Annotated in this window: 23 protein-coding genes; 6 read left to right on the top strand and 17 right to left on the bottom strand. The window is 55.4% G+C overall.

Translation table 11 applies throughout. The features are described 5' to 3' along the window. Nucleotides 1–93 precede the first annotated feature (93 nt). The 3 genes from fre to pepE form a co-directional block, all read right to left on the bottom strand. Complete coding sequence (gene fre / locus LQ945_RS14575; protein WP_020824850.1) at nt 94–795, bottom strand: NAD(P)H-flavin reductase; 702 nt, start codon at nt 793–795, stop codon at nt 94–96. A gap of 50 nt (nt 796–845) precedes the next feature. Then, complete coding sequence (gene ubiD / locus LQ945_RS14570) at nt 846–2,366, bottom strand: 4-hydroxy-3-polyprenylbenzoate decarboxylase (protein WP_270101060.1); 1,521 nt, start codon at nt 2,364–2,366, stop codon at nt 846–848. A 63-nt stretch (nt 2,367–2,429) separates the two neighbouring features. Continuing rightward, nucleotides 2,430–3,155 carry a dipeptidase PepE gene (gene pepE, locus LQ945_RS14565; protein WP_044554466.1) on the bottom strand — a complete coding sequence of 242 codons (726 nt, stop codon included), beginning with the start codon at nt 3,153–3,155 and terminating at the stop codon, nt 2,430–2,432. Nucleotides 3,156–3,398: 243 nt separating this feature from the next. On the opposite strand from pepE, the gene rfaH reads away from it, so the two are divergent. Continuing rightward, nucleotides 3,399–3,887, top strand: a complete 489-nt coding sequence (rfaH, locus tag LQ945_RS14560) for a transcription/translation regulatory transformer protein RfaH (protein ID WP_020824847.1) — start codon at nt 3,399–3,401, stop codon at nt 3,885–3,887. A 45-nt stretch (nt 3,888–3,932) separates the two neighbouring features. Here the strand turns inward: rfaH and hemB are convergent, their stop codons facing one another. The 12 genes from hemB to udp all read right to left on the bottom strand — a co-directional run bounded on the left by hemB (nt 3,933) and on the right by udp (nt 14,598). Continuing rightward, complete coding sequence (hemB, locus tag LQ945_RS14555) at nt 3,933–4,955, bottom strand: porphobilinogen synthase (protein ID WP_044554465.1); 1,023 nt, start codon at nt 4,953–4,955, stop codon at nt 3,933–3,935. A 14-nt stretch (nt 4,956–4,969) separates the two neighbouring features. Beyond that, nucleotides 4,970–5,752, bottom strand: coding sequence for a 3'-5' ssDNA/RNA exonuclease TatD (tatD, locus tag LQ945_RS14550; protein WP_270101059.1), 783 nt, complete (start codon nt 5,750–5,752; stop codon nt 4,970–4,972). Between the two features lie 51 nt (nt 5,753–5,803). After that, nucleotides 5,804–6,574 (bottom strand): Sec-independent protein translocase subunit TatC, encoded by a 771-nt coding sequence (gene tatC / locus LQ945_RS14545; RefSeq protein WP_128864858.1) that lies wholly within the window; start codon nt 6,572–6,574, stop codon nt 5,804–5,806. Between the two features lie 3 nt (nt 6,575–6,577). After that, on the bottom strand, nt 6,578–7,144 hold the full coding sequence (gene tatB / locus LQ945_RS14540; protein WP_270101058.1) for a Sec-independent protein translocase protein TatB: 567 nt from the start codon (nt 7,142–7,144) through the stop codon (nt 6,578–6,580). A 3-nt stretch (nt 7,145–7,147) separates the two neighbouring features. Further along, nucleotides 7,148–7,411, bottom strand: coding sequence for a Sec-independent protein translocase subunit TatA (tatA, locus tag LQ945_RS14535; RefSeq protein WP_006323098.1), 264 nt, complete (start codon nt 7,409–7,411; stop codon nt 7,148–7,150). A gap of 80 nt (nt 7,412–7,491) precedes the next feature. Next, a complete protein-coding gene (ubiB, locus tag LQ945_RS14530) occupies nt 7,492–9,123 on the bottom strand; it encodes a ubiquinone biosynthesis regulatory protein kinase UbiB (RefSeq protein WP_044554463.1) in 1,632 nt (543 codons plus the stop codon). Continuing rightward, complete coding sequence (gene ubiJ / locus LQ945_RS14525) at nt 9,120–9,728, bottom strand: ubiquinone biosynthesis protein UbiJ (RefSeq protein ID WP_044554483.1); 609 nt, start codon at nt 9,726–9,728, stop codon at nt 9,120–9,122. Before ubiJ ends, ubiB begins: the two co-directional genes overlap by 4 nt. A gap of 13 nt (nt 9,729–9,741) precedes the next feature. Then, the gene (gene ubiE, locus LQ945_RS14520; RefSeq protein WP_020824839.1) at nt 9,742–10,497 is read right to left on the bottom strand and encodes a bifunctional demethylmenaquinone methyltransferase/2-methoxy-6-polyprenyl-1,4-benzoquinol methylase UbiE; all 756 of its coding nucleotides are present in this window, start codon (nt 10,495–10,497) and stop codon (nt 9,742–9,744) included. A 79-nt stretch (nt 10,498–10,576) separates the two neighbouring features. Beyond that, entirely contained in the window at nt 10,577–12,124 is a 1,548-nt protein-coding gene (gene rmuC / locus LQ945_RS14515) for a DNA recombination protein RmuC (RefSeq protein ID WP_270101057.1), read from the bottom strand. A 140-nt stretch (nt 12,125–12,264) separates the two neighbouring features. After that, nucleotides 12,265–12,795 carry a DedA family protein gene (locus LQ945_RS14510; RefSeq protein ID WP_182822757.1) on the bottom strand — a complete coding sequence of 177 codons (531 nt, stop codon included), beginning with the start codon at nt 12,793–12,795 and terminating at the stop codon, nt 12,265–12,267. A gap of 87 nt (nt 12,796–12,882) precedes the next feature. Beyond that, entirely contained in the window at nt 12,883–13,665 is a 783-nt protein-coding gene (locus LQ945_RS14505) for a tyrosine-protein phosphatase (RefSeq protein WP_269935323.1), read from the bottom strand. Nucleotides 13,666–13,836: 171 nt separating this feature from the next. After that, the gene (gene udp / locus LQ945_RS14500) at nt 13,837–14,598 is read right to left on the bottom strand and encodes a uridine phosphorylase (RefSeq protein WP_044554459.1); all 762 of its coding nucleotides are present in this window, start codon (nt 14,596–14,598) and stop codon (nt 13,837–13,839) included. A 512-nt stretch (nt 14,599–15,110) separates the two neighbouring features. On the opposite strand from udp, the gene LQ945_RS14495 reads away from it, so the two are divergent. Continuing rightward, on the top strand, nt 15,111–15,947 hold the full coding sequence (locus LQ945_RS14495) for a dienelactone hydrolase family protein (protein WP_270101056.1): 837 nt from the start codon (nt 15,111–15,113) through the stop codon (nt 15,945–15,947). Between the two features lie 42 nt (nt 15,948–15,989). Here the strand turns inward: LQ945_RS14495 and fsa are convergent, their stop codons facing one another. After that, on the bottom strand, nt 15,990–16,655 hold the full coding sequence (gene fsa / locus LQ945_RS14490) for a fructose-6-phosphate aldolase (protein WP_270101055.1): 666 nt from the start codon (nt 16,653–16,655) through the stop codon (nt 15,990–15,992). A 50-nt stretch (nt 16,656–16,705) separates the two neighbouring features. Next, nucleotides 16,706–19,207 carry a phosphoenolpyruvate--protein phosphotransferase gene (ptsP, locus tag LQ945_RS14485; protein WP_270101054.1) on the bottom strand — a complete coding sequence of 834 codons (2,502 nt, stop codon included), beginning with the start codon at nt 19,205–19,207 and terminating at the stop codon, nt 16,706–16,708. A 362-nt stretch (nt 19,208–19,569) separates the two neighbouring features. Between ptsP and LQ945_RS14480 the strand changes: the two genes are divergently transcribed. The 4 genes from LQ945_RS14480 to LQ945_RS14465 all read left to right on the top strand — a co-directional run bounded on the left by LQ945_RS14480 (nt 19,570) and on the right by LQ945_RS14465 (nt 24,246). Further along, a complete protein-coding gene (locus LQ945_RS14480) occupies nt 19,570–20,649 on the top strand; it encodes a PTS fructose transporter subunit EIIC (protein WP_270101053.1) in 1,080 nt (359 codons plus the stop codon). Nucleotides 20,650–20,710: 61 nt separating this feature from the next. Next, nucleotides 20,711–21,031: a PTS fructose-like transporter subunit IIB gene (locus LQ945_RS14475; protein ID WP_270101052.1), complete on the top strand. Its 321-nt coding sequence runs from the start codon at nt 20,711–20,713 to the stop codon at nt 21,029–21,031. A 55-nt stretch (nt 21,032–21,086) separates the two neighbouring features. After that, complete coding sequence (locus LQ945_RS14470) at nt 21,087–23,384, top strand: formate C-acetyltransferase (RefSeq protein ID WP_270101051.1); 2,298 nt, start codon at nt 21,087–21,089, stop codon at nt 23,382–23,384. After that, on the top strand, nt 23,350–24,246 hold the full coding sequence (locus tag LQ945_RS14465; protein ID WP_270101050.1) for a [formate-C-acetyltransferase]-activating enzyme: 897 nt from the start codon (nt 23,350–23,352) through the stop codon (nt 24,244–24,246). Before LQ945_RS14470 ends, LQ945_RS14465 begins: the two co-directional genes overlap by 35 nt. The last annotated feature ends 22 nt before the right edge of the window (nt 24,247–24,268 follow it).

The following is a 24,268-nucleotide window of genomic DNA, read 5'->3' as shown; positions in this document are numbered from 1 at the left end:
CTGTCAGGGGCGGGTTTTTTATGCCTGAAATCCACAGACGGCCCAATAAAAAAGGGCAGCCATTGGCCACCCCGTTGTTACCCGCTTCGTCGCTTAGATAAACGAGAAGGCGTCGCCAAACATGTGCGCTTCCAGCGCGCCGCGTTCGGCACAGAAGCGTTCACGAGCGATTTTCGCCATCTCGAAACGACCGGCAATATAAATGTCGTGCTCCGCCAGCGTACCGAAATCCTGCAATACCGCACTGAGCACCGTGCCGCTTCGGCCACGCCACTCTTCTTCCGGCTGTTCAACCACCGGAATGACTTTCAGGTTCGGGTGTTGCACCGACAGCGCTTCCAGCTCGCTCAAATCATACAGGTGCTTGAGCTCGCGCCCGCCCCAATAGATAGAGATATCGCGGTCAGGCTGCTGCTCCAGCGCGGCCAACAGAATCGAGCGTGCATAAGAGAAACCGGTACCGCCGGCGATCAACACCAGTGGGCGACTGCCTTCTTCACGCAGCCAAGCGTCGCCGTGCGGAATATCAACGGTAATGGCCTGCTCTTTCAGAATGCGATCCATCACGGCCATGGCGTACAGATTCAGTTCCGAAGCGCCGATATGCAGTTCAATATAATCCTGCTCTGTCGGGGTCGATGCCAGCGAGAACGGACGCTTGTCGCGCTCATCCATCACCACCATCAGATACTGCCCTGCCTTGAAAGAAAACGGCGCCTCTGGCACCAAACGTACCCGGTAAACCGTATCGGTAATGGCCTCTACGGAGGTCACTTTACAGCTCAATATTGTCATGCGTTCCCTCTGTCGGGTCATCAATGCAAAACTGAGAACAGAGCCTGGCGCTATAGAGTCGGTTCTCTGTCACTGAAAATTGCGAGCTCATCCCAGATGTCATCGATGCGCGCACGCACCTTTTCATCCATCTCAATCGGACGGCCCCATTCGCGCTCGGTTTCACCCGGCCATTTATTGGTGGCATCCAGCCCCATCTTCGAACCCAAACCGGAAACCGGTGAGGCGAAGTCCAAATAATCGATCGGCGTATTCTCCACCATCACGGTATCCCTTGCCGGATCCATTCTGGTGGTAATCGCCCAAATCACATCATTCCAGTCACGCGCATTGACGTCATCGTCGCAGACGATAACGAACTTGGTGTACATAAATTGACGCAGGAACGACCAGACGCCCATCATTACGCGTTTAGCATGACCAGCATACTGTTTCTTGATGGTCACCACCGCCAGACGATAAGAACAGCCTTCGGGCGGCAGATAGAAGTCGACAATTTCCGGGAACTGCTTTTGCAGAATGGGAACGAAGACTTCGTTCAGCGCCACGCCCAGCACCGCCGGCTCATCCGGCGGACGGCCGGTGTAGGTCGAGTGGTAAATGGCATCGCGACGCTGGGTGATGTGAGTGATGGTAAATACCGGGAAGTGATCGATCTCGTTGTAGTATCCGGTGTGATCGCCATACGGACCTTCCGGCGCCATTTCACCCGGCTCAATGTAGCCTTCCAACACGATTTCCGCGCTGGCCGGCACTTCCAAATCGCAGGAGAGGCACTTGACCACTTCGGTTTTGTTGCCGCGCAACAGCCCGGCAAAAGCATATTCAGACAGGGTATCCGGTACTGGCGTCACCGCGCCGAGGATAGTGGCGGGATCTGCCCCCAATGCCACAGCAACCGGGAAACGTTCACCGGGATGCGCCTGACACCATTCCTGATAATCCAACGCGCCGCCACGATGAGACAGCCAACGCATGATCACTTTATTTTTGCTCAGCACCTGCTGGCGATAGATACCCAGATTCTGGCGCTCTTTTTGCGGCCCGCGGGTTACCGTCAACCCCCAGGTGATCAGCGGCGCAGCGTCTTCCGGCCAGCAGTACATCACCGGGATACGGCTGAGATCAACGTCATCGCCCTGCCATACTTGTTCCTGACAAGGGGCTGAACCCAACACCTTGGTCGGCATGTTCAACACTTGTTTGAACTTCGGCAGTTTATCGAACAGATCGCGGAAGCCCTTCGGTGGCTCTGGCTCTTTCAGGAACGCCAGCAATTTGCCGACCTCGCGCAACGAGCTGACATCTTCCTGGCCCATGCCCATCGCAACGCGATTAGCGGTACCGAACAGATTGCACAACACCGGCATATCGTACCCTTTAGGGTTTTCGAACAGCAGTGCCGGGCCGCCCGCACGTAAAGTACGATCGGCAATTTCTGTCATTTCCAGATAGGGATCAATCGGCTGGCTGATGCGTTTTAGTTCCCCTCTCTTTTCCAGCAACGAGAGGAAATCGCGTAAGTCACGGTATTTCATGCTGATCATTATAACGGCCAGTGAGGAGGGCATTATAAGCCCTCTTCACAGTTGTTGCTGCACTTTTGTTAAACACCGGTAAAGACATCGTCGGCATTAGTGGCAGGTAAAGGGCACCAGCGGACGCAATGCCCGGGTATCGCGATATTCCTGAGTTTCCACACCGTGGCGGAACACCTTGAAACCTTGATCTCTGGCGCTAAAGTAACGCAGATCATTACCCTCAACGTGCAACAGGCTGCCCTCGCGCAGCGCCACTACGGATTCGCTCGGGTTAACCGCGCAGAACTCGGCCAGGCGTTCATCGCGGGTTTCCCCCATGTGACCACTAATATGGGCGTCGATATAATGCGGGTTAATCTGCACCGGGAACAGGCTCAGCGCCGGCAGTACGACGCTGTTACGCACCGGCATGTCATTGGTGGTGCGAATACTTGGTGTGGCAACGTTACACCCTGCGCTCCACCCTACGTAAGGCACGCTACGTTCACGAACCGCCCGTTGAATCGGGATGATTAGGCCGTTTTCATGCAGCATCTGGTTCAGCATCCAGGTGTTGCCGCCGCTGACTAAAATGCATTCTGCCTGTTCAATCGCCGCTGCGGGAGAGTCGGCGTGGTGAATACTGGTGACCTTGATGCCGAGAATTTTCGCCAGTTCCTGCGCACGCTGATCGTAATCGCTGCGGATCATGGCATAGGGGATAAATACGGCGGACGTAATGCCACGGCGCGCGATCATCGCCAGCAAGTGGCTCTTGGCATAACCCAGCAGCTCATCCTCACCGGACAGCTTGCCGTTGCTCAACAGAAATAACTCCATTTTTCCCCCTCAATCGAAAACGATGAATACGTCACACCCGACAAAAGCCGCACAAGGCATACTCCGACGGTAACAAATTTTTAGCCCTCTGTTATACCCAAGCCGTGCGAATAAGTGTGTGACCCTTCGCTAATTGCCAACGATTCATGCAGATAGCGGCCGTTACATGCTGAAACTTGCATCACTATGTATCCGTAATGGCTTTTGATATGCTTACCGGCTGACAGAAAGGCATGTGAAATTATGGAATCTTGGTACCTACTGTATTGCAAGCGCGGCCAACTTTTACGGGCGCAGGACCATTTGGAACGGCAGGAAGTAAACTGCCTGAGTCCGATCATTACGCTGGAAAAGATCGTACGCGGTAAACGCATTGCGGTCAGCGAGCCCCTGTTTCCGAACTACCTGTTTGTGAAGTTCGATCCGGAGCGCATCCACACCACCACCATCAGTGCAACTCGTGGTGTCAGCCACTTTGTGCGCTTTGGCTCAACGCCGACCACCATCCCGCAGAAAGTCATCGAAGAGTTGCAGACGCATACCGGTGAAACCTACGTCGATCCGGAAACGCCACAGCCGGGTGATAGCGTGTTAATCGTCGATGGCGTGTTCGAAGGGTTGAAAGCGATTTACACCGAGCCGGACGGCGAAGCTCGTTCAATGCTTCTGCTGAACCTGATCAACAAGCAGGTCAGCCAAAGCGTGGATAACCGACAATTCCAAAAACTGTAATGCAAAAAGGCGCCCAGGGCGCCTTTTGTCTCTATGGCTAGCGCCTTAGCGCTGCATAGCCTCTTCATGCATCCACTGAGCGACTCGCTTGGCGAAGTAGGTCAGTACGCCATCGGCGCCGGCACGCTTAAAGCACATCAGCGATTCCATCACCGCCGGTTGCTCCTGCAACCAACCGTTTTGAATCGCCGCCATGTGCATCGCATACTCACCGGAAACCTGATAGGCGAAAGTCGGCACGCCAAAGGTGTCTTTCACCCGACGCACTACGTCGAGATACGGCATACCTGGCTTCACCATCACCATATCCGCGCCTTCCTGCAGATCCTGTGCGATCTCCTGCAGCGCTTCGTCGCTGTTGGCCGGGTCCATCTGATAGGTTTTCTTGTTGCCGCCTTTCAGATTACCGCTGGAACCGAGCGCATCGCGGAACGGGCCATAGTAGCAAGACGCATATTTGGCGGAGTAAGCCATGATTTGAGTATTCACCAACCCCTGATGCTCCAGGCGATCGCGGATCGCGCCGATACGGCCGTCCATCATGTCACTCGGTGCCACGATCTCTGCCCCGGCTTCCGCGTGAGACAGCGCCTGGCGAACCAGGATCTCTTTGGTGATGTCGTTAATGACATAACCCTGTTCGTCGATGACGCCGTCCTGACCGTGAGTGGTGTAGGGATCGAGCGCCACGTCCGTCAGAATACCCAGCTCTGGCACCGCATCTTTCAGTGCACGCACCGTACGCTGTACCAGACCTTCCGGGTTATAAGCTTCTTCCGCGTGCAGTGACTTCAGGCCAGGTTCAATTACCGGGAACAGGGAGATCACCGGCACGCCAAGCTTGGCGATGGCTTCCGCTTCTTTGATCAGCAGATCGATGCTCATGCGCGATACGCCGGGCATCGATGCCACCGCTTCCTGACGGTTACTGCCTTCCATGACAAATACCGGATAAATCAGGTCGTTAACCGTAAGTTGGTTCTCAGCCACCAGGCGGCGGCTGAAATCGTGACGGCGCACTCGGCGCATACGGCGACCCGGGAAGGTACCCGGAAATGCATAGCTCATAATTTTCTCCTAACTCATTCCAGCCGGAATAGCCGGCGGGCGTTCTCATCGGTTTTCTGCCCCAGCCATTCGGGATCTTCTTGTCGCCAGGTAGCCACCTGCCGGACGATATGAGGCAAAAAACAGGGTTCGTTGCGGCGAGATGCAGGTTTCGGATGTAAATCCCGGGGCAACAGATAGGGTGCGTCGGTTTCCAACAACAGACGATCGGCGGGGATCTGCGGCAGCAATGCGCGCAACTCCAGGCCACGTCGCTCATCACAGACCCAACCGGTAATCCCGATCGACAGGCCCAGCGACAAGCAACTTTCTAATTCTTCGGCGGTGCCGGTAAAACAGTGCACTACCGCCGCGGGCAGTTTATCCAACCACGGCGTCAACAGCGCGGCAAAACGTGCGTGCGCATCACGGCAGTGAAGGAAAACCGGCATCTCCAGCTCCGCCGCCAGCGCCAGTTGAGCGCTGAATGCCCTCTCCTGCTGCTCTGGGGTGGAAAAATTACGGTTAAAATCGAGCCCACATTCACCCATGGCTACGACCTGCGGCTGAGAGGCCAACTCACGGAGCCGCTCTGCGACCTGCTCATTCCAACTGCTGGCCTGATGGGGATGCACACCGGCGGTGGACCAGCAATAACCCGCATGCTGCTGCGCCAGTTCACAGGCAGCCTGGCTTTCCTGCAAATCAGTGCCGGTAATCAATAGTCCTGTCACGCCTGCGGCTCGTGCGCGATCCACCACCGCAGGGCCGTCTTTGGCAAACTGTGAACTCGTGAGGTTTACGCCAATATCAAACATGGTTTTCCCAATGCAAAAGCCGCCCATCGGGCGGCTCAGGAGCAAACAAATTTAAGGTGTCGGGGGTTCGTCACCCTCGTCTTCTTCTTCCGGCTGCGGACGACGTTTACCGGTATAGAAACGGGCAAAGAACACACCCACTTCAAACAGCAGATACATCGGAATTGCCAGCAGGGTTTGCGAGAACACATCCGGCGGGGTCAGAAGCATGCCGACCACGAAAGCCCCGACCAGAACGTAAGGACGTTTCTTTTTCAGATCTTCCGGTGAGGTGACGCCACTCCAGCACAGCAAAATAATGGCAACCGGCACCTCAAACGCCACGCCAAACGCCATAAACAGCGCCATGACGAAGTCGAGATAGTTATTGATATCGGTGGCGATCATCACCCCGGCCGGTGCGGTTTTGGCAAAAAAGCCGAACGCCAGCGGGAAGACGATAAAGTAGGCAAAGGCCATGCCGAGATAAAACAGCAGGCTGCTGGAGACCAGTAAAGGCATCATCAGGCGACGTTCATGCTTATACAACGCCGGCGCAATAAAGGACCAGACCTGATACAAGATCACCGGCGCGGACACGAATACCGAGACGATCATCGTCAGCTTGATCGGGGTAAAGAAAGGTGAAGCCACGTCTGTGGCGATCATGCTTGCCCCGGCAGGCAGCTGCTTGATCAGCGGCGCGGACACCAGTTGATAAATATCATTGGCGAAAAAAACCAGCACCAGGAAGATCGCCAGTATGCTGATAATCGAGTTTAACAGCCGCTTACGCAGTTCTATCAGATGACTGATAAGGGGTTGGGTATCTTCAACAGCCATGTTTTAACGATCGCCACTAGGTTGGTGAGACGTTGGGGTTTTATCCACAACAGGTTCTGGGGTTGCCTGAACAGCCGGCGCGACCGGTTGTTTCACCGGTGCCGTGGCAGGTTGTGCCACCTGCGGCGTGGCCGTTACAACCGGCTCCGGCACTGCGGCCGGAGAGGATGCCACGGCCGCGGCTTCCGCCGGCGTCACGCCGTCATGAATGGCTTCCGGGTCGGTGACCAGAGGGTTATGGATGGTGTGCGCAGGGTCGGTTTTGGTGCCACTGTCGCCCTGATAAGAGCGTTTCAGCGATTCCGCTGCGTCTTTCAGCTCATCCATCGACGCCTTCAGCTCCGGCGACAAATTCTGCATGCCCGCCTTCTCTACCTTTTTCAGGCTGTCCTGCAGTTCCTGCAGCTTAAGTTCCTGAGAAAGCTCATTCTGCACCGAAGCCGCCAGCGAACGCAGCGCGCGGATCCAGCCCGAAACTGTTCTTACCGCTACCGGCAACCGTTCTGGCCCAAGTACTACCAGGCCAATCACCAGAACCAGCAGCAGTTCACTAAACCCAATGTCAAACACGGTTTATACCTGCTCTTTGTTCTTCGACTCTTCCGTTTTCACTTCCGGCTGCTTATCGGTAATAGGCTTGGCCGTGAAGTCAGCGTCGTCCAGGCTGCTTTTTTCAGCCGTGTTGGTCGGCGGCGTGTTGTCATCGCCGATCGCCTTTTTGAAGCCCTTGATTGATGCACCGAGATCGGACCCCAGAGTACGGAGCTTTTTGGTACCGAACAGCAGCACCACGATCACCGCGATGATCAACAATTGCGTAATACTAATACCGCCCATTGCAATTACCTCTATTTTAAAAGGGTTTTTTCAAAATCCGTCGCATTATACGGCAGATTTTACCAGAGTTTCGAATCAATTCAGGTGGTTCGCTTCCAGCCAATCACCCAGGATACGATGCCGGCTGCCATCAGCCACGCAGGGAACACATCGACGTCCCCCAACAGCAAAATCGTACCGCTTACTAACAGTGTAGCGCCAACGCCGAACAAATAACGTGATTGCCCTTGGCGAACGCGCTGGGCCTGCATCTGATTGGTCAGCTTATCAACGCTTTGTTGCAACAGCTTATGTTGCTGCAGGCTATCGTAAAATAATTCAGGCAGTTCGGGCAGTTTCTCCGCCCAAAACGGCGCTTTTTCTTTCAGTGCCCGGATCACCGCCGGAATACCGACCTGATCGCGCATCCAGCTTTCCAGGAAAGGCTTGGCGGTGGTCCACAAATCCAACTGCGGATAGAGCTGCCGTCCCAGACCTTCAACATACAGCAAGGTCTTCTGCAATAACACCAGTTGAGGCTGCACTTCCATATTGAAACGGCGCGCGGTATTGAACAGGTTCAACAGCACGTTGCCGAACGAAATTTCCGACAGGGGTTTTTCGAAAATAGGCTCGCACACGGTGCGGATAGCGAATTCGAAATCCTCCACGTTGGTATCGCGCGGCACCCAGCCTGAATCAACGTGCAACTCTGCCACTTTGCGGTAGTCGCGATTGAAGAAGGCGATAAAGTTTTCCGCCAGGTAGCGCTTATCGTCTTTGTTCAGCGAACCGACAATACCGCAGTCAATGCCGATGTAGCAGGGATCTTCAGGATGCTCATAGCTGACAAAAATATTGCCGGGATGCATGTCTGCATGGAAGAAGCTGTCGCGGAAGACCTGGGTAAAGAACACCTGTACCCCGCGTTCGGCCAACAGTTTCATGTTGGTGCCCTGCTTCTCTAGCGTAGGGATATCCGAAACCGGGATGCCGTAGATCCGCTCCATTACCAGCACGCTTTCGCGACAGTAATCGGAATAAACCTCAGGCACATACAGCATCGGACTGCCATCGAAATTACGGCGCAGCTGAATGGCGTTGGCCGCTTCGCGCAGCAGGTTCAGTTCGTCCAGCAAGGTCTTTTCATATTCGCGCACTACTTCACGCGGGCGCAAACGGCGACCGTCCGGCATCAGTTTTGGCACCCAGCCCGCCAGGCGATACATCAGACGAACGTCGGCCTTGATGATCGGCCCGATATCCGGCCGGATCACCTTCAGCACCACTTCCTGCCCGGTGGTTTTCAGCCGTGCGGTATGGACCTGCGCTATGGATGCCGAAGCCAGCGCCTGTTGGTCAAAATCATCGAACCAGGTTTCCAGCGGGCCGCCCATCGCCAATTCGATATGCTTACGCGCCAGGGCACCGTCGAAAGGGGCAACCCTGTCCTGCAGCAAAGTCAGCTGATCGGCAATCTGTGGCGGGAACAGGTCACGACGGGTAGACATCATCTGACCAAACTTAATCCATACCGGCCCCAGCTCCTGCAAGGCCAGACGCAAACGCTCCCCCAGCGGTTTATCCGCGTGGCGGTTTGGCATCCAGAACAGCAGACGTCGGCCAAAACGCAGCGGCAACGTCAAACGTATCTTGGGGATCAGTTCATCCAGGCCATAACTGAGGAAAACGCGGACGATCAAATACAGGCGGCGTAGTTCGCCAGGGGTCATCGTTTACCCTCCAACTTGTCCATGCGAGCCATCAGCGCTTCGACACTGCGAACGGTGGCGTCAACTTCCTCGTTAAACCACACCACTTCCAGCGGGCCAGGAGCCACACGCCACTCTTCCGTCAAGGTTTCGGCCACGTAATGCTGTTGACGCTGCAAACCTCTCTTCAGCAGATTCGCACCCTTGCCGAACGCCTGAGTGATACCCTGCGCGGCAATATCACCGAGATAAGGCGCCAGCCATTCCGCCGGATCCCACTCAGCCAGATCAAGCAGGCCAACCAGCTGCTGCACGACCTGAATATCACCCTCAACAATCAGCTCGCCGCTGCGCATCAAGGGCGAAAGCTGTTGACGATCCCGCAGTTGCAGCAACACAGATATGCGGCTGCGCACCGTGCAGTCGGCAGTATCGTCAGACTGGCCAAGCACATCGACGCGCTGCTCACTGAAGATCAGTACCAACGGCGAAGCAAGCTCCTGCAACTCTATGCGCAGCACCTTGCCAGCCAGGCGAAGACGGGCGGCCTTCATGCTGCGATCGCGGAACAGCAAGCTATTGAGCGATGTTTCCAGCACGCCGGTCAACAAAGGGGTTAGCAGCATCGGCATGTCCATATCAGAACTTGAAGCCGCGATGCAGGGCCACAATACCGCCGGTCAGGTTAAAATAGGTCACGTTGTCAAAACCGGCTGCGCCCATCATACCCTTCAGCGTTTCCTGATCGGGATGCATGCGGATCGACTCGGCGAGATAGCGGTAGCTTTCTGGATCCTTCACCACCAGTTCGCCGATTTTCGGCAACACGTGGAAAGAATAAGCGTCGTAAGCCTTGCTCAGCGGCGCCAGCAGGGGTTTGGAGAACTCCAACACCAACAAACGGCCACCCGGCTTCAACACGCGGAACATGGAGCGCAGTGCCTTGTCTTTGTCGGTGACGTTGCGCAGGCCGAAGGAGATGGTGATGCAGTCAAAATAGTTGTCCGGGAACGGCAGCGCTTCGGCGTTGGCCTGAACGTAGCTGACGTTGCCGACAATGCCGCGGTCCCGCAGCTTTTCGCGCCCCATTTTCAGCATGGAATCGTTGATATCCGCCAATACCACCTGCCCTTGCTCACCGACCATGCGGGAGAACTTGGCGGCCAGGTCACCGGTACCGCCGGCCAGATCCAACACACGCTGCCCACGGCGCACGCCGCTGCAATCAATGGTAAAACGCTTCCAGATACGGTGGATACCAAACGACATCAGGTCGTTCATCACGTCATACTTTGCCGCTACCGAATGAAAAACGTCTGCCACCATGGCCTGCTTTTCGTCTCGAGCTACGGTGCGAAAACCGAAATCGGTGGTTTCCTGCGGTTGATCTGCCATTGTCCTGCCTGCTATTCAGTCAATTTAGTGTGGGTGAGTGTACCAGAACCCCACGAAATACCCCACCTCGCCGCGGCTGTCATGCCTGCGATGCGGAACGTGGTTGCTCTGCGGCGTCGTCATCCTCCGCCCCCGGCAGCGCGTCAATGTCATCTTCGCCCGCTGCCTCGAATTCTTCATCATGCTGTGCGCTGGCCTGCTGGGCCAGCAGCGGGTTGATCGGTCTTTTCACCTCAACCCCCAGCGCGCGGAACCCCTCGGTCTGGCCGATAAGATTACCACGGCCTTCACTCAGTTTGTTCATCGCCTGGCGATAACTCCCCTGGGCCTTATCCAGGCTCTGCCCAAGCGCCGACATGTCGTCAACGAACAACCGCATTTTGTCATACAACCTTGCAGCCCGGTCGGCAATGCGTTGAGCATTCTGGCTCTGATGCTCATAGCGCCACAGGTTGGTGATGGTGCGCAGGGCAACCAGCAAGGTGGTTGGGCTCACCAGCATAATGTTGTGCTTGAGCGCTTCGCTAATCAGCTCCGGCTCACGGTCTATCGCCAAAAGGAAGGCCGGCTCCACCGGGATAAACATCAACACGTAGTCCAGCGAACGCAGGCCGGGCAACTGCTGATAATCCTTACGGCCCAGCAGACGAATATGGCCACGTAGCGAGGCAATATGCTCACTCAACGCGGCTTCGCGCTCCGTTTCATCTTCGCTGTTGAAGTAACGCTCGTAGGCCACCAGCGACATTTTCGCATCGATCACCACGTCCTTGCCCTGCGGCAGACGAACGATAACGTCGGGCTGCATCCGGCTCTGATGGTCCAGCCGCACGTTGACCTGCGTTTCGTATTCGTGCCCTTCTCGCAGACCCGAAGCTTCCAACACCCGACTTAATACCACTTCGCCCCAATTGCCCTGGGTTTTATTATCCCCTTTCAAGGCCTTGGTCAGGTTAATGGCCTCACGCGCCATTTGCGCATTAAGCTGCTGCAGGTTGCGTATTTCGTGGGTCAGCGTATGACGTTCGCGAGCTTCCTGGCCAAAACTGTCTTGCACCTGGCGGCGAAAACCGTCCAGTTGCTCGCGCAGCGGCAACAGCAGGCGATCCAGACTCTGCTTATTTTGCTCATCCACCTTACGTCCGCTGTGTTCAAAAATGCGGTTGGCCAAATTTTCAAATTGGGTGGTAAGGCGCTGCTCGCTGTTGATCAACAGACGCTGTTTCTCTTCCGCCGCCATGCGAGTTTCCTCCAGACGGATGGTCACCTCACGCAGCTCGGCTTCTTGGGCGCTGTTCACTTCACGCTGTGCGCGCAGTTCCTGGTTCAACAATTCGCATTCGTTACGCCAGTGATTAAGCTGCTGAAGCTTTTCGTGTCCGGCAGCCAACTGGCTATGCAAATTGCGCAGCTCCAAATCGTTCTGCCGCATTTGCTGTTCATTGCGCAGCAGCGTCTCTTGCCGTGCTGCCGTTTCCTGCTGCGCCTGTTGCAGCGATTGTTCCAGCAGCCGCAGCTCGGTTTCATGCTGCGCATGGGACTGTTGCACGCGCAGGCTGGCGATTAACCAGCCCAACAGCAGGCCTACCGCCACCCCGCCTATACCGTAAACCAAAATGGTATCCACCCTGCCTCCTGTTACACCTGACCGTTCCGGCGTTTTATCCGCCCGCTGCCCGTCACGTTAAGGGGATGCTGTATGGATGTCCAGCCTGATTTTGTCCCGACGGCGCATTATTGCGAAACGCTGCGCAAGTCAGGCAAAGATTAGCCAAACCACTGGCTTAACCACTTGATACCAAACGCCCCCGGCGCCAGAATGCCGAACGCCCAGATCATCGCCGAGGTAACATTCGCCACCTGAAAATAACGCTGGGGCATAGCGCAAATGCCACCGACCAGCGGGACCACGGCCCGTAACGGACCAAAGAAGCGGCCAATGAAAATGCCCAGCACGCCCCAGCGCTCAAAAAACGCATGACCGCGCGTCAGCAGTTGCGGATTACGCGATAGCGGCCACATGTGCGCCACGCGATCTTGATAGTGGTAGCCAATCCAGTAGGAAAGCCAGTCGCCAAAGAAGGCACCCGCGGCGGCGGCGGCCCAGATAGGCCAAAAGGCAATGCCACTTTCGCCAATCAGCGCGCCCAGCGCCAGCAAGATCACCGTGGCCGGCAACAGCAGCGACAAGAACGCCAGCGATTCGCCAAACGCCAGGAAGAAGATAATCGGGATGGCCCAGCCTTCGTGCTGGCGCACGGTGTCGCTGACCCAGTGGATAATGTCATTGAGGCTCAATACGGGCTCCTGATGCGGGGTTTACTGCCCCAAGGATACGCAATGCCAGCCGGCGTCGGTTAAACCCCGGCTAAACGTCCACGCGGTTTACTCAAGGTAGAACGCCTGCAGCGCTGCTCGTTGGCTTTGCCCCAGCCCGTATTCCGTCTCCAGCCAACGATCGGTAGAACCGTATTGGTCACGGATGCAACCCAGGGCGGTCATCAGGAACTCTTCTCGGGCGCTAAGCACATAGGCAAACTGCCCCAATGCCGAGTCACTTAAACGAATCGACAGTTGATCCAACATCTGTTCACGGAAGGTCGCCAACGTGGTTTCGGTCAGCAGGTAATCCTCCACCACCGTCGCCTCATCGGCACCCAGTGCGAATAATACCAACGCCGATCCAACCCCCGTGCGGTCCTTACCGACTGCGCAGTGCTGGACGATGGCACCGTTATCGGTATGGCTTAGCAGATGGGCTAACTGCTTGTAAGCCGCATTGCCGAACGGCAGCCGGCGGTACAACTCCAGCATAAACGCCCGCGCATCGAAACCGGCCAGCGTTTCGCTGGTCAGTTTTTCCAGGTTGGCATTAACCTCATTGCTCAACGGGTTGGCAGGAAAATGGTGGTAATCCGCGCCCTGCCACAGGATATCGGGCTTGGCCTGCACTTCATCGGGATCGCGGTAATCCAGCACCGATCGCACCGGCACGCCGGCCAGGAAGGTGCAGTCGTTTTCCGTCAGGCGCTCCAGCGACCCGGAACGGAACAGTAACCCTCGCTTGATGCGGCGGCCATCAGCAACGCTGTTACCGCCGAGATCGCGAAAGTTAATGCCGCCATCAAGCGGTGCCAATGAAGGATGAAGCAGGATCTGGGCGGTCATAGACGTCCTCGTGGTTATTGTCTGATAAAACGCAACCTGAGAGCATCGGTAAAACCGGGCTCAACGGGTCAAAGAGGTGGCCAGTTAGATGGCGCTAATGATGATAACCGTAACAGATTACGGCTGAATGGAAAAACGGACCGCATGGCGGCCCGTTGAATTACGGAGGGATTACAGCAGACGACGCGCCGCATCAACCACGATCTGCACCGCTTTGCTCTCGGTGTTTTTCATGGTTTCCGCGTTCGGAATTTCCTGCTGGGTACGGTTAACGATCACACCGGCAACCATACCGGCACGCAGGCCCTGGCTGGCACACATGGTCAGCAGCGTGGCGGATTCCATTTCATAGTTCATCACGCCCATCGATTGCCATTCTTCCATCGAACCTTTGAAACGGCTGACGACACGACCGGAGTAAGTATCATAACGTTCCTGGCCCGGATAGAAGGTGTCGGAAGACGCGGTCACGCCGATGTGCGTGGTAGCGCCTGCTGCCTTGGCAGCCTCGACCAGTGCGGTAGTACAGGCAAAATCGGCCACCGCCGGGAACTCCATCGGCGCGAAATGCAAGCTGGCACCGTCCAGACGAACCGCCGCGGTGGTGACCAGAACGTCACCTACATTGATGTCTGACTGGATCGCACCCGTGGTGCCGATACGCAGGAAGGTGCGGATACCCAACTGTGCCAGCTCTTCAACCGCGATAGAAGTCGACGGGCCGCCGATACCGGTGGAGCAGACGATCACTGCCTTGCCGTCCAGCTCTGCACGCCAGGAGGTGAATTCACGATGGGAAGCCAGGTGCACCGGATTTTCCATCAGCTTGGCAATTTTCTCTACGCGCTGCGGATCGCCAGGAACGATGGCAAGCTGGGCCCCTTGTAAATCGTTTTTGGTCAGGCCGAGATGGAAAACGTCAGATTGAGACATACGAGACTCCTCATAGATCATGTTTATTGGGAGGAACAAAAAAGTACTCTACTGAAAATCGTCACGTAATTTCGTGACGGCAATCACTACAGACAAAGAAACAGAATGCAATCTACATAACTCTTGTGACTAAAGTCACAAAAATTAGCAATAAGGCCCGCCCGATGGCCCCAATAGCCACCAGTCTAGTCGACAAATCGCACCGCCGGTTTCCCCCGCCACTCGGAATCTATCAAGGCGGTTTACCAATAAATCCCGTATGCCGATACAGAAAAATAGCCTTGGTTTATCGGTGACTTAGCCAGAATAAGCGGAACTAAGGCACCTTATGGTACTAATGCAGGTCAACTTGCGTAATAGCATGATAAAAAGACAATAAAAACGCGGTAAAGCCGGATATTTAATCGTTTTTTACAGACTTGACTGAAAATGCTCCACTCAATGCCAATAACGGGTAATCTTTCCTATAGTTAATCGCAGCGCTTTTCTCTATTGATTGCACGGAGACCGCAATGAAAACCGATCATGTGATGACATTAAAACAGGCCCAGGGGGGATTCACCCCGGCCGTAACCCCCCTGGCGGCTTCTACCATCCTCACCGACGAGCAAGGCATTCATGCCGGGGAAACCACCATTCCTTCTCAGGGTGACAACCTGCCCGCCTATATCGCCAAACCGGCGGACCACAGCGGCCCCTTCCCGGTCGTTCTGGTGGTACAGGAGATATTTGGCGTACATGAACATATTCAGGATGTGTGCCGTCGTCTGGCGAAGCAGGGTTATCTGGCGATAGCGCCGGAGCTGTACTTCCGTCAAGGGGATGCCCGGGAATACACCGACATCAGCGAACTGTTCCAAAAGCTGGTGAGCAAGGTGCCGGATCGTCAGGTGTTGGCGGATCTGGATCATGCTGCCCATTGGGCTACTCGCCACGGCGGCGATGCCGGCAAGCTGGCGATTACCGGTTTCTGCTGGGGAGGACGTATTAGCTGGCTCTATGCCGCGCACAACCCGCAGTTAAAAGCCGCGGTGGCCTGGTACGGCAGACTGGTGGGTGAAAAAACGCTGAATTCACCAAAACATCCGGTCGATATCGCCACGCAACTGACGGCACCGGTGCTGGGGCTCTACGGCGGCCAGGACAGCAGCATCCCGCAAGAGACGGTGGAAAGCATGCGTCAGGCGATCCGCGCCGCCAACGCCAATGCCGAGATCGTGGTGTATCCCGCAGCCGGCCATGCCTTCAATGCCGACTACCGGCCCAGCTTTGACGCCGAAGCCGCAGAAGATGGTTGGCAACGCATGCTCGCTTGGTTCGCGCAGTACGGAGTGCCCGGCGTTAAATAACGCTCAGGGGCAACCCCTTGCCCCTGAATTTTTATTTCGCTGCTAGGCTAATGCCAATGTCCCAAATGCACTGCGCCAGTCGCACTCAAATTTTTCCACTGCAGCCCGCACCGCCGGCGTATTGATAAACTGCTCTGCCACATCCACCGGCAGCGTGATTGCCTCGCAGCCCGCGAGCAGGCATTCCAATGCCTGGCGTGGCGTTTTAAAACTGGCGGCCAGCACTTTGGCCTGTGGCGTATGCAGGTCCAATAGCTGCTGTAACTCTTGCACAACAGCAATGCCGTTGCCGCCCTGAGCATCAATCCGATTAACGTAAGGTGCCACATACTCCGCCCCGGACAATGCAGAAAACAGCCCCTGCGCCGCACCATAAACGGCCGTCCCTAACGTTGGGACACCCATGCCACACAGCTTTTTGATCGCCGTCAGCCCTTCAACCGTCACTGGTACTTTCACTATCAGGCCGGGGACCCGCTGGTTAAGCGCGACAGCTTCCATTACCATTTGATCGGCCGTGGAGGCCAAAACCTGAGCAAAAAGCTTGCCCTCTCCGCCCAATACATCTCGCAATGCCGGTAACACTTCCCATAGTGATGTACGCGCCGCCGCGACAATGCTCGGGTTCGTCGTCACCCCTTGTAGTGGCAATACACGCGCCAAACGTTTTACCGCGCTGATATCGGCAGTATCCAGATAGAGTTCCATAATTGCCCCCCAAAGTTAAAAATGAAGGGCACCACAGCGCCCCGAATGAATTACAGCTCAAGCTCTTGTTTAAGAAGCGCCACCACCTGCTGAGCCGAAGTAGCGTTCACCAGTGCGTCGCGGAAACCTTCATGCATAATGCGTCGTGCCAGTTTGGAGAAAATTCGCATGTGCTGATCACCGGCAGCATGCTTGTTGAGTGTCAGCATGATGATGTTCTGCACCTTTTCATCGCCCCATTCCACCGGCTGTACCAACTTGGCTACGCTAATGGTGGATTGTTCGATGTGTTCGGATTTGGTGTGCGGAATAGCGAAACCAAAGCCCAGTCCGGTGGAAAATACTGCTTCACGCGCCCATAAATCGGTAGCCAGTTTGCGTGGATAGCGACAGCGCGCGGCCAGCAGAAGGTTATCCGCCATGCCTTTAATCACCTCTTCTCTACTACGCCAATCTGCCTCCAGGGTTACGCACTCCGGCGTAATCAGCGGCGCATCGCTTTGATCCATACGGAACTGCGCCAACAGATGTTCTACTTCCAGTGATGTCCGGCAGGCCATCGCTCGGTTCAACAACAAACGGCATTCACGGCTATCGAGTTTGGCCAATCGGGTTTTGGTGGCGGCGATAGAAGGTGCGCTCATGCTGATCTCATCCAATCCCATCCCCACCAGTAACGGCAGTACCGAGCCTTTAGCGCCCAGTTCGCCGCACAGGCCGATCCACTTACCGTGACGATGCGCTTCGCGTACTGCATGATCCAACCCCCGCAGGAACGCCGGATTCAGGCTGTTGTAGTGTTTGGTGACTTTGGCGTTATCGCGATCAACAGCAAGCAGGTACTGCGTCAGGTCGTTGCTGCCGATACTGAAGAAGTCAATTTCCTCGCAGCACTGATCGATGATGAACATCACCGAAGGGACTTCCAGCATGATGCCGAGTTGAATTTTTTCATCAAAAGGGATCTGACCGGCACGCAGCGATTGCTTCACCTCCGCCAGTTGATCTTTCACCCACAGGATCTCCTCCATCGAGGAAATCATCGGGATCATGATCTTCAACGGCCCATGTGCCGAAGCCCGCAGGATCGAACGCAGTTGGGTGCGGAACAACGGCAGGAATTCCTGATAAATGCGCACAGCCCGATAGCCGAGGAAAGGGTTGTTCTCTGCCGGGATGTTCAGGTAATCCACCGGTTTGTCACCGCCGATATCCATGGTACGCACAATGATTGTCTTGCCGACCGCCGCCTCTACCGCCTGGCAGTAAATATTGTACAGTTCATCTTCACTGGGGGCGGTCAGGCGATCCATATACAGCATTTCAGTGCGGAACAAGCCTATCGATTCGGCACCATTACCGAATGCGGCTTGTGCCTCCACCGCGTGAGCGATATTGGCAGCCACTTCCATACGGATACCGTCTGCCGTGCAACCCGGCTGATCCCTGTAAGCACTTTGCTGATGGCGAATTTGCTCACTCAGCCATTGTTCCTGCTGATAATAGCGGCAGACCGCCTCACTAAGATCCCAAGCCACCAGCCCGAGATCGCCATCGATCTGCACCTGTTGATCCAGATAAGGCAGTAACCGTGCAGGCTCTACTCCCACCAGCGTCGGAATATTAAATGAGCGCGCCAGAATCACCGTATGTGACGTACTGCCACCGCAGCCCAACAGCAGTCCCTTCAGGTAGCGTTTATCCAACTCGAGGAACTGGCTCGGCGTTAACTCGTCGGCAATGCAAATACTGTCGGTACTCAGCACCTGTTGTGCCGGGAAGCACCGATCGCCATAAATGTGCTGCAACAGTTGAAAGCTGACATCACGAATATCCAGCTCGCGCTCGCGCAAATAAGCGCTGGCAGACTGTGCCAATTGTCGGCTGAAGTGAGCTGCGGCGGCCACTATCGACGTTGCACAACTTTCTCCTCGCAGCAAGCCGTCAAACAGATGTTGTCGGAACGCGCCATCGCGCAATAACGAACGGTGCGCTTCCAGCACTGCCGTTGTAGTGCTGTTACCTGCCATCAATTGCAGCTCCAGCGCTTTGCCAAATCGCATCAGGCCATCGGTCAGCTGCTGCTGTTCTTGTTCAATATTCTTAGCCGCAGGCAACGCCAGAGTGTTCAGATCTACCCGCGCCAGATGAATCAGCTTCCCCCTAGCAGTGCCCAGGCTGACGGCGCGGGCGCGCAGTAACTTAGGATCCAGATTGGCCAGAGAAGCCGGGATCGGCTCTTGTTCCGTGTGGGCGTCCGCCTGCGGCAAGGCTTCATCGCAGTGCGGAAATTCGTGCTTGATGAAATGACTCAGCCGCTCAAACGCCGCCCCCTCATCTTCCCCTTGTATGGTGATCTGGCATTCATCCCCTTGCAGGATGTCGGCGCCGATCAATGACAGCACGCTTTTACCGTCAGCACTGATGCCGCTACGTGGGTTATGCCATTCAAAGCGGGAACCGAACCCATTGCACAGCGTTTCGATATGGCTGGCTGGGCGGGCATGAACCCCATTGGGTAGCGCGCAGACAAACGTCAAAATTTTAGCCATCACTCTTTCCTCATACCAAGCCGCGGTAGACAACACCGGTTTGCCACAAGGATAAAAGCCCGAAGCGGGTGACAGCTATCGGATAAAAATGTCAAACACTGGACAAATGTATGGTCACTACATAAATGAGATATTGCTCACAAAGCGTGATTCCTCAGTTCATGTTTGTCCTTCCCCACAGTTTGAGTTTGATCGCACTTTTCTTCTGACATTACAAAAATCCAGTAAATGGCAATTTTATCCACTGTTTGTTGTTCAGCCAGATGCCTATTGTGATAGCCAACAACCTTTCTCCAACAGGGGTTATTTTTCCGGTGGTTTGCGTACCCAAAAGCACGCCGGTAGCAACCGAGGAGTGAAAAATGAACGATTTGATCGGCATACTGAAAAACACGCGTCAGCATTTAATGACCGGGGTCTCCCATATGATCCCGTTTGTAGTTGCCGGCGGTATTCTGCTGGCTGTCTCCGTCATGCTCTACGGCAAGGGTGCGGTACCCGCTGCCGCTACCGATCCAAACCTGAAAAAGCTGTTCGATATCGGTGTCGCGGGGCTGACGCTAATGGTGCCATTCCTGGCCGCCTATATCGGCTACTCCATCTCCGATCGTTCCGCACTGGCCCCTTCAGCCATTGGCGCCTGGGTCGGCGCCTCTTTCGGTGCCGGTTTCTTTGGTGCCATCATCGCCGGTCTGTTAGGCGGCATTATCGTGTTCTACCTCAAGAAGATCCCGGTCCCTAAGATCTTGCGATCTGTCATGCCGATCTTCGTGATCCCGATTATTGGCACCCTGTTCACTGCGGGAATCATGATGTGGGGCCTGGGGGAACCGGTCGGCGCGTTGACTAACGGCCTGACTCATTGGCTACAGGGTATGCAGCAAGGCAGCATCATCCTGCTGGCCATTATCATGGGCCTGATGTTGGCATTTGATATGGGCGGTCCGGTCAATAAAGTGGCCTACGCCTTTATGTTGATCTGCGTGGCTCAAGGGGTTTATTCCGTCGTGGCTATTGCGGCGGTGGCTATCGCCACACCGCCACTCGGTTTGGGGTTCGCCACACTGATCGGCCGTAAATACTACAGCAGCGAAGAACGAGAAGCTGGTAAAGCGGCGCTGTTGATGGGCTGCGTCGGCGTCACCGAAGGGGCTATCCCGTTTGCCGCCGCCGATCCGCTGCGCGTCATTCCCTCCATCATGATCGGTTCCGCCTGCGCTGCCGTCACCGCTGCCTTGGCGGGTGCGCAGTGTTATGCCGGTTGGGGTGGCCTGATCGTACTGCCGGTGGTGGAAGGCAAATTGGGCTTCGTGGCCGCTTTGATAGTGGGCATGGTGGTTACTGCGCTGCTGGTTAACCTGCTGAAAAGTTTTGCCGCCAAAAGACAGGCCGCCAATACTCCGCAGGAGAGCGAGCTGGATTTGGATTTCGAAATTAACTAACCCGCAACGTACTCAGGCTGCTGCTCATCAAGGCATGGCTTGAGGCATAGGAGAACTGAGTATGACTATGATTATTGCCGTGACCGCATGCCCATCAGGCGTTGCCCATACCTATATGGCCGCCGAATCTCTCGAACGTTCAGCCAAAGCCAAGGGCTGGCAATGCAAAGTGGAAACCCAGGGTTCGATTGGTTTGGAAAACGAACTCACCGCCGAGGACGTGGCAGCCGCAGATGTGGTGATCCTGACTAAAGATATCGGTATCAAGTTTGAAGAGCGCTTCAAAGGGAAAACCCTGGTGCGCGTTGCCATCAGCGATGCGGTAAAACGCGCCGACGCCATCATGGATAAAATTGCCGCCCACCTGGCGCAACTGGCCTAATCGCGAGCCCGGCGCCCCATGCCGGGCACTCTCGCCCGCACAGAAGGAAACCGTGATGACCTCCCGAATCGAACGTCTAAAAACCGCTTTATTCTCTGCACCGCGCGAAATATCACTCGAGCGAGCACAGCTTTACACCCTGAGCCACCGCCAGACGGAAGGGGAACCAACCCTTATCCGTCGCGCCAAAGCCACAGCGTACATTCTGGATCACGTTAAGATTTCACTGCGGGAAGATGAGTTAATCGCCGGCAACCGTACGGTAAAGCCACGGGCGGGGATCATGTCGCCGGAGATGGATCCCTACTGGCTATTGAAAGAACTGGATACCTTCCCTACACGCCCACAGGATCGTTTTGCTATCTCTGATGCCGACAAACGGCTTTACCGCGAACAACTTTTTCCCTACTGGGAAAAACGCTCGATGAAAGACTTTATCAATAGCCAAATGCCGGAAGAGATCGCTGCTGCCACGCAAACCCAGATTTTCAGCATCAATCAAACCGACAAAGGTCAGGGACATATCATTATCGATTACCCGCGCCTGCTGAACTGCGGGTTGGATAATCTGTTAGAAGACCTGCAAAACCTAGTTGCACAGCAGCCAGACAATACGTTCTACAGTGCGGTCTTGCTGCTGTTGCAGGCCTCTCAGCGCCATATTCTGCGCTACGCCGGCCTGGCACGCCGCATGGCGGCAGAGTGCAGCGATAATACCCGCAGCGGCGAATTGCTGCGTATCGCCACCCTCTCCGCCCACGTCGCGCATCATAAACCACAGGATTTCTATCAGGCCTGCCAGTTGTTCTGGTACATGAACATCATTTTGCAGTACGAATCCAATGCCAGTTCGTTGTCCCTGGGCCGTTTTGATCAGTACATGTTGCCGTTTTACCAGGCCTCGCTTAACCGGGGAGAAGATCCGGCTTTTCTGCGGGAACTGCTGGAGAGTCTGTGGGTAAAATGCAACGACATCGTGCTGCTGCGTTCCACCTCCAGCGCCCGTTATTTTGCCGGTTTTCCTACCGGGTACACCATTTTGCTGGGTGGCCTGACGGAAACCGGGCGCAGTGCGGTCAACGTGCTGTCATTTCTGTGCCTTGATGCCTATCAGAATATCCGTTTGCCGCAGCCCAACCTGGGTGTTCGCGTGAATGAATTTATCGATCGAGCTTTCCTGCTGAAAACGGCAGAAACCATTCGCCTCGGCACCGGTATTCCCCAAATCTTCAACGACGAGGTTGTGGTTCCGGCGTTTCTTAACCGAGGAGTTTCGCTGGAGGATGCACGTGACTATGCGGTCGTCGGCTGCGTCGAACTGTCGATTCCCGGCAAGACCTACGGCCTACACGATATTGCCATGTTCAACCTGTTGAAAGTGATGGAGCTGACACTGTTGGACAACGAGGGCAATAGCGGCCTCACCTACCCCCAGTTGCTGGAGCAAATCCGTGAAAAAATCCGCCACTATGTTCGGTTAATGGCGCAAGGCAGCAATATTTGCGATATCGGCCACCGGGACTGGGCACCGGTCCCCTTACTGTCTTCGTTTATTGAAGACTGCCTGCAAAACGGCAAAGACATTACCGAAGGTGGGGCACGCTATAACTTCTCCGGAGTGCAAGGTATCGGCATCGCGAATTTGAGCGACTCATTATTCGCTTTAAAAGGGCTGGTATTTGAGCAGCAACGCCTGAGTTTCGATGAACTCCTGCTGACGCTGAAAGGCAACTTCGCCACGCCGGAAGGTGAAAAAGTCCGGGCAAGGCTGATCAATCACTTCGATAAATACGGCAATGATATCGACGAAGTCGACCTGATTAGCGCCGATTTGTTGCGATTTTACTGCAAAGAAGTCGAAAAATACCGCAATCCGCGTGGCGGACAATTCACCCCCGGTTCCTATACCGTCTCCGCCCACGTGCCGTTGGGTGCCGTGGTGGGCGCTACGCCGGATGGGCGCTACGCGGGTGAACAACTGGCGGACGGCGGCCTTTCGCCGATGCTTGGCCAGGATGAACAAGGGCCAACTGCAGTGCTGAAATCGGTAAGCAAACTGGACAACTATCTGCTTTCAAACGGCACGCTGTTAAACGTGAAATTCACGCCAAACACTCTGGAAGGTCAACAAGGGCTGAACAAACTGGCTGATTTTCTCGGCGCTTTTACCAAGCTCAAGTTACAGCATGTCCAGTTCAACGTGGTGAATGCCGAAACTTTGCGGGAAGCGCAAGCCCGGCCACAGGACTTCGCCGGGTTAGTGGTTCGCGTCGCCGGCTATAGCGCATTCTTCGTGGAGTTGTCGAAGGAGATCCAGGATGACATCATCCGCCGTACAGCGCATCAACTGTAACCTTATAGCGCCCGGGTTCACCCGGGCCGCTTCAGAACGGCTTCAGGGCCGTATTTTCAACATACAGCGTTATTCGCTCAATGACGGCCAGGGTATTCGCACCCTGGTATTTTTCAAAGGCTGCCCGCATACCTGTCCCTGGTGCGCCAATCCTGAATCAATGTCGGGCAAGATCCAACGGGTGAGGCGTGATGCAAAATGCCTGCATTGCCAACCCTGCCTGAATAGTGTGCAAGAGTGCCCAAGCGGAGCGATGGAGCTTATCGGTCAGAATATGACGCTGGATACATTGCTGGCGCAGATCCTAAAAGATGAGGTGTTTTACCGCAGTTCCGGCGGTGGGATTACGCTGTCCGGCGGCGAAGTGCTGATGCAGGCCGAGTTTGCCGGCCAATTGCTGCAACGGTTGCAGGCGCTGGGCATCAATACCGCAATAGAAACCGCCGGAGATGCGCCATTGGCCCACGTTCTGGCTTTGGCAGAACACAGCGATCAGGTGCTGTTTGACCTGAAAATCATGAACCCTGGTGCCGCCAAGCGACTGTTGAAGATGAACCAACCTCGGGTGTTGGAAAACTTTACCGCCCTGGCGCAACGGGGCATGAACCTGATCCCCCGCTTACCGCTGATCCCCGGCTACACCCTAAATCTGGATAACATGGAGCAGATATTGGCTTTCCTTGCTCCTTTCGCTCTACCAGAGATCCACCTGCTGCCTTTTCATCAGTATGGCGAGGCCAAGTACAAACTGCTGGGGCGGGAATATGCACTGCGCGATGTTGTTCCCCCCACTGAACGGGAAATCGCGCCGTTGCTGGCACTGGCTCACCAGGCAGGCTATCGGGTCACCCTTGGCGGTTGAACACGCGTAACAGAAGAAGGGG

It is taken from the genome of Serratia liquefaciens (assembly GCF_027594825.1).
GTDB lineage: Bacteria > Pseudomonadota > Gammaproteobacteria > Enterobacterales > Enterobacteriaceae > Serratia > Serratia liquefaciens_A.
The sequence above is the reverse complement of the archived record's forward strand: the minus strand, read 5'-3'. Positions and strand labels throughout refer to the sequence as shown.